We start from the raw sequence: 15,506 nt of genomic DNA, 5'->3' as shown, positions 1-15,506 counted from the left end.
GCTCGGGCGCCTCGGCCCGCTCGGGCGCCTCGGCCCGCTCGGGCGCCTCGGCCGGCTCGGTGGGCGCCGGGCTGGGTGCCTCGGGTGCCGGCTCCTCGAAGCCGGGCTCGTCGGCCAGGTCGGCCACCACTTCGAGGAAGGTGGGCGCCTCCTCCTCCGGGAGCCGCTCGGGCAGCCCGTCGCCGTAGGTCACCGGCGCCTCGGTGTCGTCGAGCGCGACGGACGGCTCACCGCGCACGATCGCGTCGGCGTCGGGTCCCTCGATCATGCTGTTGGCCGGGCCGGGCTTGTTGCGGTAGAACCGGCCCCGGCCACGGCTCAGGTCGTGGCCGATCGCGAGGGCCTCCATCTCGTACGAGACGCGGTGCTTGTGGTCGTCGTCGACCCAGTCGCGGTTGTAGATCCGGCCGAAAACGATCACCGGATCGCCGACGGCGATCGAGGATGCGACGCCTTCGGCGAGTTTGCGCCACGCGGTCACCCGCACCCGCATGGTGTTGCCGTCCACCCACCGGCCGGTCTCCCGGTCGAGGCGGCGGGCCGTGGAGGCGACCCGGAAGTTGGCGACCAGCGAGTTGGTGCTGCTGACCCGGCGCCACTCGGGCGCGGTCAACACATTGCCGACCAGGACAATGGTGGTTTCGTTCACGACGTTTCTCTCCCTCGGGGACGTTCGACGATGTCGGTCGAGGCAGAGCTTGGCCGCTGCGGCGCCGGCTCCGGGGATCTTGCCGGTTCCGGCTGTGGACAGCGCCGAACTGTGGACAACGCCCGCGCCGGCGAGCGGATTTGATATGGCACACCACCGCGTACCGGTGGGTAACCTGGGCGTGTGGAGACCGACGTCCTTGGCTGGCCCTACGAACGGCACAGCATCGATCTGGGCAGCGACGACGAGGGCCCGGTGGTGGCGACTCTGGTGCGCCGGCGGGCGGAGACACCGACCCGGCGCGCGGTGCTGCACGTGCACGGCTTCGTCGACTACTTCTTCCAGACCCATCTGGCCGATTTCTTCGTCGAGCGCGGCTGGGACTTCTACGCCCTCGACCTGCGAAAATACGGCCGCAGTCTGCTGCCGCACCAGACGCCGAACTTCGCCCGCAGCCTCACCGACTACTTCCCGGAGCTCGACGAGGCGGCCCGGATCATCCGGGAGCAGGACGGCCACGACCAACTGCTGGTCACCGGCCACTCCACGGGAGGCCTGATCACCTCGTTGTGGGCGCACACCCGCAAGGGGCGCGGCATCGTCGACGGACTGTTTCTGAACAGTCCGTTCTTCGACTTCAACCTGCCCTGGCTGATGCGCCGGCCGTTGCTGGCCGCCGTGCTCGCGATCAGCGGCCGCTCGCCGTACCGAAAAATGCCGGTCGCCTCGCTCGGCCTCTATGGCAAGAGCCTGCACAGCGAGCACCACGGTGAGTGGAACTACGACCTGGCCTGGAAGCCGATCATGGGTTTCCCGGTGCGGACGGGCTGGCTGGACGCCATCCGGCGCGGCCAGCGCCGGCTGCGCGCCGGCCTCGACATCGACGTGCCGGTGCTGGTGGCCTGTTCCAGCCGCACGTTCCGCGGCCGGGAATGGCACGACGACGTGCGGGTGACCGATTCCGTGCTGGACGTGGAACACATCACCCGCTGGGCGCCCGGGCTCGGGCCGCGGGTGACCATCGCGCGCTTCGACGGCGGCATGCACGATCTCACGCTCTCCGGCAAGGAGGTGCGCACCGAGGTGTTCCGTGAGCTGGGCCGCTGGGTGAACGCGTTCCTGCCCGCGCCGGGCACCCCGGAGGTCGCCGTGCCGCCGGCGCCGGAGGACCAGGCGGGCCGGGCCACCATGCTCGGAGCCGCCGAAGCGGCGGTGGAATCGGCAATCGCCGACGAGGCGGACGACAAGTCCGGCACGACCGCCTAGTATGTGCAGGCCAGCGCTCGTAGCTCAGCGGATAGAGCAACGGACTTCTAATCCGTCGGTCGCAGGTTCGAATCCTGCCGGGCGCGCCAACCACTTCGACCCACCGCGATAGGCGAACCAGCGCTGCGCGGAACCCGCGCTCGAATCACCATGTGCAAGGCGCGGGGGTACTGAAGGTTGAACCCGTGTCGCGGAACCGGCGTGTACCAGTGCGGAGACTGAAGGTTCAAGCGCTGGAAAGGGACACCCGTGGTCAGTACCAGGCTGGACATGCAGCGCGGCGCGGGGAAGTTTGCCATCTTCCTGTCCGGCGTCTATCTGATGGTTCTCTTCGGCCTGCTCGTGAGCACGGTTTCGGGCTACCCGGTCCCCGCGCTCGGGTGGCCGGTGATGCTGCTGCCGGGCGCGGCATTCGCCTATTCGTTCATCGATGCGATCAAGCTGCACCGAACCGAGGATGAGGTCGCCGCCGCGCGACTTTGGCGCCGCAGCCTGCTCTTCGCGGCCATCGGGACGGTCCTGCTGATCGCTGCCGCCGCCATCGTGAACGGGATGACGCCGGTATGACTTTCCGAGTGGAACCGATGGCACTGCGGGACTACGCGGGCCGGCTCGGCGACGTTGAACGTGTAGGCGAGGAAGCGGACCGCTACGTCTCCGTGTATGGGGACTTCACGTTCCACGAGCAGGGCCTGATGGGTTTCGTGGCGCCGGGGCACCGTGTTCTCCTCGCGGAGCTGCATCACCTGATGACGCGCCTCAAGAGCCTGGGCATCGACTCGGCGGAGGCGCTTCGTGTCGCGGCCGCGGAGTACGAACGCACGGATACGCGGTCCGCCGCGGAGATCGATGCCACCTATCCGCAAGTTCCGCGCGGCCTGGAATTCCGAGACTGAGCCACACGGGAGACCGTCATGCCGGATCCAGCCATCCACTTGGTGGCGCCGTCGCTGCCGGACGAGACCTGGACTCAGGGATTCGTCAACCCGTTGGATCTCTTCAACTACATGAGCCCTGCTGCCTGGCTGAACAGGGGCGTAGAGGCAGCGACCGGCTTCGACGTCATCGGCTACTGCATGGATGCGATCACCGGCGAATGGGATGCGATCTGGAAGTTCGGCGGCGCGATGGGGCAGCTCGCCGACTGCCTCGCTGAACTCGGCATCGACGTCCAGGACGGCGCGTTGCAGCTTGACGGTCACTGGGACGGCAACGCCGCCGACGCGGCGCACCGGTACTTCTCCGACTTCGCCGCGGCCTTGAACGGCCAGCAGATCAACCTGCGAGACATCCAACAGGACTACGAGAAAGCCGCGCTCGGGGCGTGGCAGTTGTCCAACCAGCTCGGCAATATCGTTCAGGCCATCGCCGACAAGTTCCTCATCGGTGCCATCGTCTGGGCTGCTACCGCTGCGACCGGCGTCGGTGTGGCGGCCGGCTATGGCGTGGCCGGCCTCCAGCTGGTGCAGATCCTCGCAAAGATCAATAAGGCGTCGATCCTCATCAACACGGCCGGCAGCGTCATCCTGGGAGTCTTCGGCACCGGCATGGACATCGGATACAAGGGTGGCGACCTGTCCACCGTGCCGTTGCCCCGAACCGCGTACGCATTGCCGGGGGCGTGAGATGACCGACGACGCCGTGCGGAATGAGCTGGAACAGATGGCCGGCAACCGGAGACTCGCGGAAGAGCTGCGGTGGAGTCTGGAGAAGCTTCGCGGCGGCACGGCCGGTTCGGAGCTGGCGGAGATGGCGGATGACGTGCTTGCCGGGCGGATCGCTTTACGCGACGTGGCGCACAGCGCGGCCTACGCAGCGCCGATTCTCCAAGCGATGGAGCAGTTCATGGCGTATCAGGCGGCGCTGAGCGACGACGATCGCACCAAATTGATCGACGAGGCCGCCGATCAACTCGACGGCAGGCCTTGACGCAGGCTTCGCAGTTTCCGGGGTCACCGAAAGTGAGCATCCTCGATTAAGATCGGCGGCGGCCGCGAGCTTTTCCCCGGAAGGATGTCAGGGTGACCGCCGACGAACCGATTCCGCCCGGCGTCGATGTCACGACGCCCAGCATCGCCCGGGTCTACGACTTCATGGTCGGCGGCAAGGACAACTTCGCGATCGACCGGATGGCCGCGCAGCGGGCGCTGGAGATCATGCCGGACGCGCAGGAGGCCGGGCGGGCCTGTCGCGCTTTCCTGCGCCGGGTGGTGCGTTTCCTGGCCGAGGAGCGCGGCATCCGGCAGTTCCTCGATGTCGGTTCCGGTCTGCCGACGCAGACCAATGTGCATCAGGTGGCCCGTGAGGTGAACCCGGCGGCCCGCACCGTCTATGTGGACAACGATCCGATGGTGCTGGCGCACGGCCGGGCGCTGCTCGCCGACGAGGGCACCAGCGCGATCATCGAGGGTGACATCCGGTCGCCGAGGGCGATTCTCGAGCACCCGCGGGTCCGGGAGTATCTGGATTTCTCCGAGCCGGTCGGTCTGCTGCTGTTGTCGATCCTGCATCACCTGCACGATGACGAGGACCCGGGCCAGATCGCGGCGACGTTGCGGGACGCGCTGCCGCCGGGCAGTCATCTGGCGATCATCCATTTCTGGGATCCTGCGGAGGAGCACCCGGAGACCTCGCTGAAGGTGCGGGACGCCGAGCGGGTGTTCAACGAGACGCTCGGCACCGGCCGGTGGCGGCGCCGCGCCGAGATCGAGGCGTATTTCGGCGATTTCGAGATGGTCGAGCCCGGTCTGGTCCCGCTGGCCGAGTGGCGGCCCGGCCCGGAGGCCGAGGCCGCGCAGAAGGACAGCTACTACACGATGATCGGCGGCGTGGCCCGCAAGCTTTAGAACAAGAGGTACTCGCTAGCGCGACCATATGCCGGGGTCACGGCCGTCGAGGCGGCATCCGGGCGTCAGCGGGTGGTTGCACGTCATGCCCCGACCCCGTACCGAGATAGGGGTTGAGCCTGCCCCAGGCCGTGAGTGACGTGCGCAGCCAGCGTGGCGCGGTGATCCGCCCGGTGAGGGCGGCCTCGCCGGCATACCAGCGGACCACCCCGGCGGTGTCGGTGACCACCTGCCCGTCCTCGTCGAAGCCGGGCGGGTGGGCGCAGACCTCGTTGCCGGTGCGGCTGAGGACCAGCCAGAAACGGTTCGGTGCGGGCCGGTCGGTGATCTGGAAGGCGACCACGACGCGCGGGCGGGGCACGAGTTCCGCCGGGATCATCCGGGACAGGGTCCACAGGGCGAGGTAGGGGTCCTGGTCCTCGGGACGCACCGAGCGCCAGCGGGCGCCCCAGGCGCCGAGGGCGAGGCAGACCTCGGCGAGTTCGTGGCCGCAGGTGGTGAGGCGGTAGGCGGTGGACCGCCCGTCCTGGACGCGCCGGACGACGCCGTGGTGTTCCAGCCGGCGCAGCCGTTGCACGAGCACGCTGCGCGGCAGCCCCGGCGCGCCGTCGAGGATCTCGGTGAACCGCCCGCAGCCGAGGTGCAGGTTGCGGACGATGATGGGGGTCCATCGTTCGGCGAAGACCTCGGCGGCCAGGGCGATCGGACAGTACTGCCCGTAGCCTCGCATCCCTCCACGATCCGGTGGCGGGGTGCGGTCCGCCAAGCCCCGGTCCAGTATTCGTACTATCGGCGGCTGCCCGGCGCTGCTTGTCTGGGCACATGACCGAACAGACTTACGCCCTGTCGGCGGAGACCGCCGACTTCTACGAGGCGACGTTCGTGCCGGCGCTCTTCGGGGCGTGGGCGCGGCGTCTGGTCGAGACCGCGGGGGTGCGCGCCGGCAGCCGGGTGCTGGATGTGGCGTGCGGCACCGGGATCGTGGCTCGCACGGCCGCTGACCGGGTTGGGCCGTCCGGGTCGGTGACCGGTTTGGATCGCAGTGAGGCGATGCTGGCGGTGGCCCGGCGGGTCCGGCCGGAGCTGTGCTGGGAGAAGGGCGACGCGACCGGGCTGCCGTTCGCCGACGGCTCGTTCGATGTGGCGTTGTCGCAGGCGGCGCTGATGTTCATCGCGGACCGGCCGGCCGTGTTGCGGGAGATGCGCCGGGTGGCCGGCCGGGTCGCGGTGCAGGTGCCGGGGCGGCTGTCGCACAGCACCGGCTACCGGGTGTTCACCGAGGTGGTGGCCGAACACGCCGGGCCGGAGGCGATCAAGCTGCTCGGCCTCTATTTCGCCGCCGGCGACCCGGACGAGCTGGCCGGCTGGTTCGCGGCGGCCGGGTTGCGCATCGAGGTGTTCGACACGTGGATGAGCGCGATCTGGGCGCCGTCTCTGGACGTGTTCGTGGCGGGTGAGCTGCTGCCGCTGGGGCCGGTGGCGCAGGACCGGATCACCGCGGCGTGCCGGGCGCCGATGGCGGGCTTCGCGGGGATCGGCGGCAGTGTCGCCGTACCCATCGAAGCCCACCTGGTGGTGGCGTCGGCGGCCGGTTAGGCCGCGGCCAGCGCTTCGGTCGGCGCGAGCCGGGCGGCCCGGATGGCCGGGTAGAGACCGGCGATCACGCCGATCACCAGGGTCGCGCCGAGCCCGCCGGCGGCCGCCCACAGCGGTACGACCGTCGGCCACTGCTGGGTGCCGGCGTAGACCGCGGTGACCGCGACCCCGCCGAGCACCCCGCCGGCGCCACCGAGCAGCGACAGCAGCAGCGACTCGGCGACGAACTGGGTGCGGATCTGGCCGCGGGTGGCGCCGAGTGAGCGGCGCAGCCCGATCTCGGCCCGCCGTTCCAGCACCGAGATCACCATGGTGTTGGCGACGCCGATGCCGCCGACCAGCAGCGCCACCGCGCCGAGCCCAAGCAGCAGCGCGGTGAAGGTCTGGTTGGCGGCGCGCCGCGCGGCGAGGGCGTCGGACGGCCGGGAGACCTCCACCTCGTCGGGGCTCTCCGGGTTGGCGGTCGGGGCGAGCACCGACCGGACGGCCTCCACCTGCGAGTCGACGGAACGGGTGTAGACGGTGGTGGCGTGCCCGTCGAAGGCCAGGTAGGTCTCGGCCGCGTCCCAGCCGATGAGCACCGCGTCGTCGATTTCCGGGGCCAGCGGCACCCGGTCGAGGACACCGATCACCGTGTACCAGCGGCCTCCGATGTAGACCGCCGGCACGTCACCGAGCCGCCGGGCCGCGGAGGCGCCCAGGACCACCGCCGGGTATCGGGCGGTGGCGGCGTTCAGCCAGGTGCCGCGGGCCAGGTCGGCGCCGACCGTGGCGAGCAGGTCGAGCTGGGCGGCGAGCAGTGACAGCCCGCCGGTCTCCCCCTGCGGGATGCGGTCGGTGCGGTAGACGTTGGCGTCCGTGACCCGGCCGGTGGCGGTCGCCGAGGTAACCGGCCCGATCCGTTCGATCATGCCGAGGGCGTCGTCGGGCAGGGTCGCCGTCTCACCGAGCATGGTGTTGCCCGGGGCCACGGTCAGCATGTTGGTGCCGAGCGCGGCGAGGGCCCGGTCCAGGTCGGCGCGGCTGGAGGTGGAGATGCCGACCACGGCGACCATCGCGGCGATCCCGATCGCGATGCCCAGCGCGGACAGGACAGCGCGCAGGGGGCGGGCCCGCAGGCCGGAACCGCCGAGCCGCAGCAGGTCGGAGGTGCGCAGCCGGACCGGTTGGGGCGTCGGCATCTCACACCACCCGCCCGTCGAGCATCGGCACCTGGCGGGGCAGCCGGCCGGCGATCTCGTGGTCGTGGGTGATGACCAGCACGGTGGTGCCGGCCGTGTTCAGTTCCCGCAGCAGGTCGACCACGGCGGCGCCGGACACCGAGTCCAGGTTGCCGGTGGGTTCGTCGGCGAGCAGCACCGCCGGGTCGCCGGCGACGGCCCGGGCCACGGCGACCCGCTGCCGTTCACCGCCGGAGAGCTGGTGCGGGCGGTGCCCGAGGCGGTCACCGAGACCGACCCGCACCAGCGCGGCCTCGGCACGCCGCTCACGCTCCTTCTTCGGTACGCCCGCGTACAGCAGCCCGTCAGCCACGGTGGCGACGGCGTCGCGCCCTGGGGCGAGGTGGAACTGCTGGAACACGAAACCGATCCGCCGAGCCCGCAGGGCGGAGAGCTGCCGGTCGGAGAGCGCCGCCACGTCGTGGCCGTCGATGCGCACCGTGCCGGTGGACGGCCGGTCCAGGGTGCCGATCAGATGCAGCATGGTGGACTTGCCGGAACCGGACGGCCCGACGATCGCGATCAGCTCGCCGGGTTCGACGGTCAGGTCGACGTCGCGCAGCGCGGTCACGCCACCGCGGTAGGTCTTCGAGACCCCGGCAAGCTCGATGACCGCGCTCATGCCGGCACCCCGACCGTCGTGCCCTCGGCCAGGCCGGAGCCGGTGACCTCGACCCGGCCGTCGGCGAACAGGCCGGTCTCGACGGCGACGATCCGGGTGGCGCCGTTGTCGACGATCTGCAGGCCGTACCCGCCCTCGGCGAGCGCGAGCAGCGCGTTGACCGGCACGGTCAGCACGTTCTCCCGGCGCGAGGAGGTGAAGGCGACCGTCACCGAGGCGTCGTCCAGGCCGCGGGGCGCCGTGCCGAAGGTGATGCTCAGGCGCAGCTTGGTGGTGTCCTCCTGGTTCGGGTTGTCGGAGGTGTCGACGAACGTGGTGACGTCACTGATCCGGCCGGCGACGGTCTTGCCGTCGGGCAGGGTCACCTCGACGGCGGCGCCCTTCTGGGCCAGCCGCTGGTCGCCCATGTCCAGTTCCACCGTGGCGACCCGGCCGGTGCCGGTGACCTCCACGATCTCGGCGCCGGGCTGGGCGGCGGCGCCGACCGTGGCGATCTGCGCGTCCACGCGGACCGGGCCCGGCTGGTAGACGACCCGGCCGAGCGCGACCGTGCCGGTCTCGGTCAGCCCGAGGTCGTCCTGCCAGTCCTCGACGGCGCCGGCGGTCGCCGAGGTGTACTCGTCGTCGACGGTGAAGCCGCGGTAGCCCAGCGCCCACAGGTTCTTCTCGAACTGTTTGACGTCGGCGCCCTCCACGCCCGGCGACAGGTCCCGGTACGCCGGGAGCTTTCCGTAGAGCAGGGTGACCGGGTCGTTGTCCAGGTGGTAGAGCGCTTTGCCCCGGGTGACCGTGGCGCCGGCGGCGGGCAGGCGGGTCACGGTGCCGGACAGCCGGGTGCCGAGGGTGGTGCTGGTGCCGTACCCGAGTGAACCGTTGTGGTCCTCCCGGTCGACGAGTGTCTCCTTCTTCACCGGCGCGGTGGCCGCCGGCAGGGTGCTGCCGGACCCGGTGCCGCTCCGCGCCTCGGGCAGGCCGGCCACGGTCACCGCCGCGGCCGCCGCCCCTGCCGTCAGCACCGCGGCCAGGCCGATGGTCGTGCGCCGTCTCATACCCCACCGCCGCCGCTGCCGGCCTCGCGGTGCTGTTCGACCGCGCCGGACGGCCGGTACTTCGAGCAGGCCTGTTCGGCCTTGTCGAACACCGGGTCGCCCGGGCCCATGCCGACCTTGCTGCCGTCGACCACCGAGCTGCCGTCGGGGTCCGGGTCAGGGAAGTTCGGCACCCCGTTCTCCCGCATGCACTTGGCCATCTGCCGGGCCTGTTCGAGCAGCTCCGGATCCATCCGCGGTTTCTCCCCGCCGTCCGGTGCGTACTGCCGGCACGCCTCCTCGGCCGCCTCGAGTTTCTCCCGGTCGACGTTGGCCGGCAGCTCGACCGCCATCCTGCCGTCCTGCGGGTCGGGGAACCACGTCATGCCGTTCGCACGCATGCACCGCGCATGCTTCAGCGGCGCGTCCGGGTCGACGCTCGCCGTCGGGGTCGCGGTTCCGGTGGCTTTCGGGTCACTGCTGGCCGCGGTGGCCACGGTGGGGCTTTCGGCGCTTCCCGCGCAGCCCGAAGCCAATGCCGCGAGCAGTACGCCGAGCGCGAGAGCCGTTCTCCATCTCGTCGTCTCCATGACAGGCAGTGAAGCGACGGGCGGGTTTCCCGGGCGTCATCGAAAACGGTGACGGTGAGTTGACACGGCGACAGGCCAGTATGGAGGGATGCGGATCCTGGTGGTGGAGGACGAGCCGCTGCTCGCCGACGCGGTGGCGCAGGGCTTGCGGCACGAGGCCCACGCGGTGGACGTCGTCTACGACGGCGGGTCGGCCCTGGAACGGATCGACGTGAACGACTACGACGTGGTGGTCCTCGACCGGGATGTGCCGGTGGTGCACGGCGACAAGGTGTGCCAGGTGCTCGCCGAGCGCAAAGCCGACATCCGGGTGCTGATGCTGACCGCTGCGGCCGGGGTCGACGACCGGGTCACCGGGCTGTCCCTCGGCGCCGACGACTACCTGCCGAAACCGTTCGCCTTCCGGGAGCTGTCCGCGCGGGTGGCGGCGCTCGGGCGGCGGGCCCGGCCGGCCGCGCCGCCGGTTCTGCGCCGGGCCGGGATCAGCCTGGACCCGTACCGGCGGGAGGTGCACCGCGACGGCCGGTACGTGCCGCTGTCGCGCAAGGAGTTCGCCGTGCTGGCCGAGCTGTTGCGCGCCGACGGCACCGCGGTCTCCGCCGAGACGCTGCTGGAGAAGGCGTGGGACGAGAACGCCGACCCGTTCAGCCACGCGGTGCGGATGACGATCCTCAAGCTGCGCCGCAAACTCGGTGACCCGCCGGTGGTGCTGACCGAGCCGGGAGTGGGGTACCGGATCCGATGAGACTCACCGTGCGCGGCCGGCTCACCCTCGTCTACGGCGGGTTGTTCCTGCTCGCCGGGCTGGTGCTGATGGGCGCCATCTACGTTCTGATCGGCCGGGACATGCCGGGCGCGGTGCAGGCGACCGTCTCCAGCGGGACCGCCGCGCCGCCACCGCCGAACGGGGAGACGTACGTCCGGGAGATCGTGGAGGGCGCCCGCGCCGACACCCTGCACGCCCTGCTCACCCAGGGCGCGATCGCCCTGGCCGTGGTGAGCGCCGCGACCATCGCGCTGGGCTGGCTGATCGCCGGCCGGCTGCTGCAGCCGCTGAACCAGATCACCGCGACCGCGCGCCGCATCGCCGAGTCGCCGGCCGCCGACCGGGGCCTGCACGAGCGGATCGCCCTGGACGGGCCGGACGACGAGATCAAACAGCTGGCGGACACGTTCGACCTGATGCTGGCCCGGCTGGACAACTCGTTCGACGGGCAGCGGCGGTTCATCGCCAGCGCGTCGCACGAGCTGCGCACCCCGCTCACCCTCAACCGCACGCTGCTGGAGGTCGCGCTCACCCCGAAGACGGTCTCGCCGGAGGTGCGCCAGCTCGGCGCCACGCTGCTCGCCATCAACGACCGGCACGGCCGGCTGATCGACGGGCTGCTGCTGCTGGCCCGGTCGGACCGGGAGGTGACCGAGCGCTCCTACGTGGACCTGGCCGACATCGTCGAGCACGTCGCCACGGCCGAGGACGTGAAGGTGGTCACCGAGCCCGGGGAGGCGGCGGTGCTCGGCGACCCGGTGCTGCTGGAGCGGCTGGTGCAGAACCTGGTGGAGAACGGGGTACGGCACAACGTCGCGTCCGACGGCTGGGTGAGCGTGGCGACCCGTACCCGCACCGACGGCTGGGTCGAGTTGCAGGTCGCCAACTCGGGCCCGGTGATCCCCCGCTACGAGGTATCGAACCTGTTCGAGCCGTTCCACCGCTACGGCACCGAACGGCTCGTCTCCCCGGGCGCCGGTCTCGGCCTGTCGATCGTGCGGGCGGTGGCCCGGGCGCACGGCGGTGAGGTGCACGCGGCGGCCCGCGACGAGGGTGGCCTGATCGTCACCGTGATGCTGCCGCGCGCGCCCTGAAGGGTCTTTCCCCGCTGGCCGAGGCTATGTAGAGTTCCGACATGGCCGTACTCGCGGAGCGCATTGCCCGAGCCCTGATCGGCGCCGCCGCCCGGCGCTGGCCGGCCGGGGTCGCCGAGACCTTGCGCCAGGAGTGGCAGGCCGAGCTGGCCGCCCTGCACGGCCGGCCGTGGCGCATGCTCACCTTCGCCACCAGCCTCGCCACCGCGCCCACGACCGACCGCCCCTGGCCGCAGCACGCCGCCGCGGCCGCCCGCGCCGGCACCGCGGCCACCCTGGTCGTGCTGCTGGCCGCGGCCCTGTTCAACGGCGTCCACCTGGCCCTGCACACCGCCGAGACCCGGCTGCCCTGGTCCGGTGAGGCCGTCCTGGTGTGCGCCCTGCTGGCCGCGTCGGCGCTGCTCATGGCCCTTGCCGGCGCACGCCGGCAACCCCGCCGCCCGGTCCGGGCCGCCATTCTGACCGGCGCCGCGGCGTACGCGTTCCTGCTCGCCGGCAATGAAACCGCGGTCATGCCGTTCATGGGCTGGCGGGACGTGACCCCCGCGGTGGCTGCCTGGACCGCGCTGACGCTGCTGACCACCTGGGCCACTTCGCGGCTCCGCGCCTCCGGCCGCACCCGGCCGGCCGCCCTGACCGCGATCATCGGCGGCCTCCTGTCCGTGCAGTCGGCTGCCGTGGCGGGTTCCCTGCACGCCGCGGCCACCCTGGGCATCCCGGTCACCTCAGCCCCGGCCTGGTTCCCGCTGTCCATGCTCCCCGGCGGCACCGGCGGTTTCGGCCCGCACGTCAGCCCGAGCCCGCCCAGCACCGCCCCGGCGGTGTATGCCTCGGACATCCTGCTCGCCAACACGGCGGCGCTGACCGGCCCGCTCCTGCTGTGCACCGCCTATCTGACAGCCACCCTGCTGACCACCGGGAGCACCCGCTCCCAGGCGCACCTCCGCCGGCCGGCGATCCGGTTCGCCGGCCGGATCCGGCATGCGGTGGACCCGACGATCGTCGCGGCCGCCGGCACTGCCGGCGCGATCCTGCTCCTCACCGAACACCTACCGCGTGCCGCCACCGCAGCCGACCTCGCCCTGCCCCGGATCATCGACAACTCGTCGGTCTTCGGCTTCGGCTTCCTCGCACATCCCGCCGGCCGAGCCATCCTGGCCTTCGCCGCGGCGCTGCTGCTCGCCCACCATCTGACCGCACGCAGACAACTCGCTCACCTGACCGCACGCAGACAACCAGCCTGACCCCGCCAACGCGCCGCCACGCGCCTACCGCCCGCACGCAACCCTCCTGACCTCACACCCGCACCGGGTCTCGCCCAACGCCTGCCCGCACGCAGGCAACCCGCCTGGCCCACACGCCGCGGTGCGTTTCGCCCACCGCCTGCCCGCACGCAGGCAACCCGCCTGGCCTCACACGCCGCGGCGTGTGAGGCCACCGCCTAGCCGCAAGTAGGCAACCCCGCCTGACCTCACAGCCCGCGGCGCCGCCTCGCCCCGCCAGCCACCCGCAAGCAGCAACCCGCCGCACCGAACAACCGCCACCAGCGAACCCTCCTGGCACCCTATGTAGGGAAACGATAATGCTCGCGATCACCCGAAGCCCCGGCCTGCTCTGGGCCCCAGCCGCCCTCGTCGCCGCGGTGACGGGCATCCTCGCCCTGCTCCGCCCGGAGTCGATGCGCCTCACCGACCTGCAGGTCTACCTCGGCGCCCTCGACACCCTGCAGGCCGGCGGCAGCCTCTACGACTACATCCGCAACGGCAACGCGCCCTTCACCTATCCCCCGTTCGCCGCCCTGGTCCTGCTGATTCCGGCCCGGCTGCCCGCCGAGATCCTCTTCCCGGCATGGACCCTCGGCACCGCCCTGGCGACCGTCGCGCTGGCCCGGCTCTTCAACCGCCGGGCCGCGCCGTGGATCGCCGTCCTGCTGATGCTCTCCGCCCCGATCTCCTCCAACTTCCGATACGGCCAGGTCAGCCTGCTGCTGGCGCTGCTGGTCACCACCGACGTCCTGGCCCTGCGATCCAGCCGCTTTCAGGGCGTCCTCATCGGACTGGCGGCCGCCGTCAAACTCACCCCGCTGATCTTCATCCCGATGCTCTGGCTCACCGGCCGCCGCCGGGCCGCCGCGCTCGCCACCGCGACGTTCCTGGCATGCACCACCGTGGGCGCGCTCCTGCTCCCGCACGACTCGTGGCGTTACTGGAGCGGCGAGGTGCACGACGTCGCCCGCCTCGGTTTCATCACCTCAGTCGGCAACCAGTCGCTGAACGGCGCCCTGCTGCGCCTCGACGTCCCGCATCGCGCGCTGCTGGCCACCGCACTGGCCGCGGCGATCGCCGCCGTCGCCCTGTGGCGCACCACCACCCTGCACGACCCGCGCACCGCCCTGGTCGTCACCGGCGCCGCCGGCATCGTGCTCTCCCCCGTCTCGTGGACGCATCACCAGGTCTGGCTGGTGCTGGCCGCCTTCCTTCCCCTCAGCCATCTGGCCCGCGCCACCGTCCTGACCGTCATGATCGCGCCGGTCACCGCGCTGACCTGGGCCCCGTTGCGCGAATCGCGCCTGCTGCTGGCCATCGCCCTCGCCCTGCTGCTCACCCGCCCGAATCCCGCCCCGCCCGTCGCTGATCCGTGGTCGCGCGACACCGGCACACCCGAGGTCACGGGCAGGCCACTGATGCGAAGGGCGGGCGGCGCCTAACCCGCTGCCGGCTGCTGCGAGCGCGGCGGCCCGTCCGACGGCTGCCGCGAGCCGCTGCCGGTGCCGGCGGTCCGCCGGGCCAGCCCCACCACGCCCCAGCTCATGATCACGGCGGCCACGCCCACCGCGACCAGGCCGGCCGCCCCGAAGCGGACCCGCTCGTCGAAGAGCACCACCCCGGCCAGCGCGGCGACCAGCGGGTTCGTCACGCTGACCGTGGCGAGCGGGGTGGCCAGCCCGGCGCCCCGATAGGACAGCTGGCCCAGCAGATAACCACTGATCGCGAAGGTCGCCACCATGCCCAGCGCGAAACGCGACACCGCGCCCACCCCGCCGGTGGTGAAGGAGGCCAGGACCGCTTTCGACAAGACCGAGGCGATCCCGAACGCGGCGCCGGCCGCCGCCGCGAGCAGCATCGCCCGCGCACTCGGCCCGGCCCGCCAGGCGACGGCGGCGCCGAGCAGGACGGCACCCGCGGTGATCGTCGCCAGCCACTGCACGGTCTGCTCGGCGAGCAGCGCCGCGCCCTCCGACTCCACCGACAACGAGAGGATCATGGCCAGCCCGGCCACGGTCAGCCCGGCGTCCAGCCAGGCCGCCCGGCTGATCGGGGTGTGATAGCGGATCACCTCGATGGGCAGCGCGAACAGCAGCGTCAGCGTGCCGAGCGCCTGCACCACCGCGACCGTCCCGAAGTTGAGCGCGATCACGTGCAGGATCACCCCGGCCCCGGTGAGCAGCAGTGCGGCCGCCCACCGGGACAGACCGCGGTGATGGTGCTCGGCAAGGCGCTCCTGGGCGACGGCGGCAGCCGCATAGGCGCCCGCGGACAGCAGGGAGAGCGCGACGGCCCAACCCAGCGATCCCATCGCCCCCACCTCGCTGCCCTGCCGCAGCACCGGCCGCACACCGCGGCCGGCCGCCCGGTCGCTCACGCCGCTGTCACGAACTCACCCGATCGCGCGAACCTCGCTCCATCGAACATACCGACCGGGCGCACGGTGACCGCCGCAAAGAGGCATCATCTACCCACCGGGACCCGTCGGCGCCGCGCGCGCCCGGGACCGGGCGAGCCGCACCGCGTGCCGCTCCACCAGGCCGTGCGCCCGGCGTTGGGCGGCC

Annotated in this window: 18 protein-coding genes and 1 tRNA gene; 12 read left to right on the top strand and 7 right to left on the bottom strand. The window is 71.8% G+C overall.

Annotation, left to right across the window (positions count from 1 at the left end; translation table 11 throughout):
* The coding region (locus tag AB0F81_RS45410) for a single-stranded DNA-binding protein (protein WP_360209578.1) at positions 1–649 on the bottom strand (649 nt) is incomplete at its 3' end.
* A 183-nt stretch (positions 650–832) separates the two neighbouring features.
* Here AB0F81_RS45410 and AB0F81_RS45405 point away from each other — a divergent pair.
* The 7 genes from AB0F81_RS45405 to AB0F81_RS45375 all read left to right on the top strand — a co-directional run bounded on the left by AB0F81_RS45405 (position 833) and on the right by AB0F81_RS45375 (position 4,761).
* A complete protein-coding gene (locus tag AB0F81_RS45405; RefSeq protein WP_360209575.1) occupies positions 833–1,915 on the top strand; it encodes an alpha/beta hydrolase in 1,083 nt (360 codons plus the stop codon).
* Positions 1,916–1,928: 13 nt separating this feature from the next.
* A tRNA-Arg gene (locus AB0F81_RS45400) sits at positions 1,929–2,004 on the top strand.
* Between the two features lie 160 nt (positions 2,005–2,164).
* Positions 2,165–2,482, top strand: coding sequence for a hypothetical protein (locus tag AB0F81_RS45395; RefSeq protein ID WP_360209572.1), 318 nt, complete (start codon positions 2,165–2,167; stop codon positions 2,480–2,482).
* A gap of 17 nt (positions 2,483–2,499) precedes the next feature.
* Positions 2,500–2,811, top strand: coding sequence for a hypothetical protein (locus AB0F81_RS45390; protein WP_360209569.1), 312 nt, complete (start codon positions 2,500–2,502; stop codon positions 2,809–2,811).
* 18 nt (positions 2,812–2,829) lie between these two features.
* Entirely contained in the window at positions 2,830–3,540 is a 711-nt protein-coding gene (locus AB0F81_RS45385) for a hypothetical protein (RefSeq protein WP_360209567.1), read from the top strand.
* Position 3,541: 1 nt separating this feature from the next.
* Positions 3,542–3,844 (top strand): hypothetical protein, encoded by a 303-nt coding sequence (locus AB0F81_RS45380; protein WP_360209564.1) that lies wholly within the window; start codon positions 3,542–3,544, stop codon positions 3,842–3,844.
* 92 nt (positions 3,845–3,936) lie between these two features.
* Complete coding sequence (locus tag AB0F81_RS45375) at positions 3,937–4,761, top strand: SAM-dependent methyltransferase (protein ID WP_360209561.1); 825 nt, start codon at positions 3,937–3,939, stop codon at positions 4,759–4,761.
* Between the two features lie 37 nt (positions 4,762–4,798).
* Here the strand turns inward: AB0F81_RS45375 and AB0F81_RS45370 are convergent, their stop codons facing one another.
* Complete coding sequence (locus AB0F81_RS45370) at positions 4,799–5,491, bottom strand: helix-turn-helix domain-containing protein (RefSeq protein WP_360209558.1); 693 nt, start codon at positions 5,489–5,491, stop codon at positions 4,799–4,801.
* A 92-nt stretch (positions 5,492–5,583) separates the two neighbouring features.
* Between AB0F81_RS45370 and AB0F81_RS45365 the strand changes: the two genes are divergently transcribed.
* A complete protein-coding gene (locus AB0F81_RS45365) occupies positions 5,584–6,357 on the top strand; it encodes a methyltransferase domain-containing protein (RefSeq protein WP_360209555.1) in 774 nt (257 codons plus the stop codon).
* On the opposite strand, the gene AB0F81_RS45360 is transcribed toward AB0F81_RS45365, so the two are convergent.
* The 4 genes from AB0F81_RS45360 to AB0F81_RS45345 are packed head-to-tail and all read right to left on the bottom strand — an operon-like array spanning position 6,354 to position 9,817.
* Positions 6,354–7,538: an ABC transporter permease gene (locus AB0F81_RS45360; protein WP_360209552.1), complete on the bottom strand. Its 1,185-nt coding sequence runs from the start codon at positions 7,536–7,538 to the stop codon at positions 6,354–6,356. The genes AB0F81_RS45365 and AB0F81_RS45360 overlap by 4 nt on opposite strands.
* A gap of 1 nt (position 7,539) precedes the next feature.
* Positions 7,540–8,199, bottom strand: coding sequence for an ABC transporter ATP-binding protein (locus AB0F81_RS45355; protein WP_360209549.1), 660 nt, complete (start codon positions 8,197–8,199; stop codon positions 7,540–7,542).
* On the bottom strand, positions 8,196–9,248 hold the full coding sequence (locus AB0F81_RS45350) for a peptidoglycan-binding protein (RefSeq protein ID WP_360209547.1): 1,053 nt from the start codon (positions 9,246–9,248) through the stop codon (positions 8,196–8,198). Before AB0F81_RS45350 ends, AB0F81_RS45355 begins: the two co-directional genes overlap by 4 nt.
* Positions 9,245–9,817 carry a hypothetical protein gene (locus tag AB0F81_RS45345; RefSeq protein WP_360209544.1) on the bottom strand — a complete coding sequence of 191 codons (573 nt, stop codon included), beginning with the start codon at positions 9,815–9,817 and terminating at the stop codon, positions 9,245–9,247. The genes AB0F81_RS45350 and AB0F81_RS45345 overlap by 4 nt, the downstream gene beginning before the upstream one ends.
* 88 nt (positions 9,818–9,905) lie before the next feature.
* Between AB0F81_RS45345 and AB0F81_RS45340 the strand changes: the two genes are divergently transcribed.
* The 4 genes from AB0F81_RS45340 (at position 9,906) to AB0F81_RS45325 (ending at position 14,384) form a co-directional block, all read left to right on the top strand.
* Positions 9,906–10,562, top strand: a complete 657-nt coding sequence (locus AB0F81_RS45340) for a response regulator transcription factor (RefSeq protein WP_360209541.1) — start codon at positions 9,906–9,908, stop codon at positions 10,560–10,562.
* Positions 10,559–11,677, top strand: a complete 1,119-nt coding sequence (locus tag AB0F81_RS45335; protein WP_360209538.1) for an ATP-binding protein — start codon at positions 10,559–10,561, stop codon at positions 11,675–11,677. The genes AB0F81_RS45340 and AB0F81_RS45335 overlap by 4 nt, the downstream gene beginning before the upstream one ends.
* A 41-nt stretch (positions 11,678–11,718) precedes the next feature.
* On the top strand, positions 11,719–12,921 hold the full coding sequence (locus AB0F81_RS45330) for a hypothetical protein (RefSeq protein WP_360209536.1): 1,203 nt from the start codon (positions 11,719–11,721) through the stop codon (positions 12,919–12,921).
* A gap of 338 nt (positions 12,922–13,259) precedes the next feature.
* A complete protein-coding gene (locus AB0F81_RS45325) occupies positions 13,260–14,384 on the top strand; it encodes a glycosyltransferase 87 family protein (RefSeq protein ID WP_360209533.1) in 1,125 nt (374 codons plus the stop codon).
* On the opposite strand, the gene AB0F81_RS45320 is transcribed toward AB0F81_RS45325, so the two are convergent.
* Complete coding sequence (locus tag AB0F81_RS45320) at positions 14,381–15,253, bottom strand: DMT family transporter (RefSeq protein ID WP_360209530.1); 873 nt, start codon at positions 15,251–15,253, stop codon at positions 14,381–14,383. The two genes, AB0F81_RS45325 and AB0F81_RS45320, sit on opposite strands and share 4 nt — an antisense overlap.
* Between the last annotated feature and the right edge of the window lie 253 nt (positions 15,254–15,506).

It is taken from the genome of Actinoplanes sp. NPDC024001 (genome assembly GCF_040638955.1).
In the GTDB taxonomy this organism is placed as follows: domain Bacteria; phylum Actinomycetota; class Actinomycetes; order Mycobacteriales; family Micromonosporaceae; genus Actinoplanes.
The sequence above is the reverse complement of the archived record's forward strand: the minus strand, read 5'-3'. Positions and strand labels throughout refer to the sequence as shown.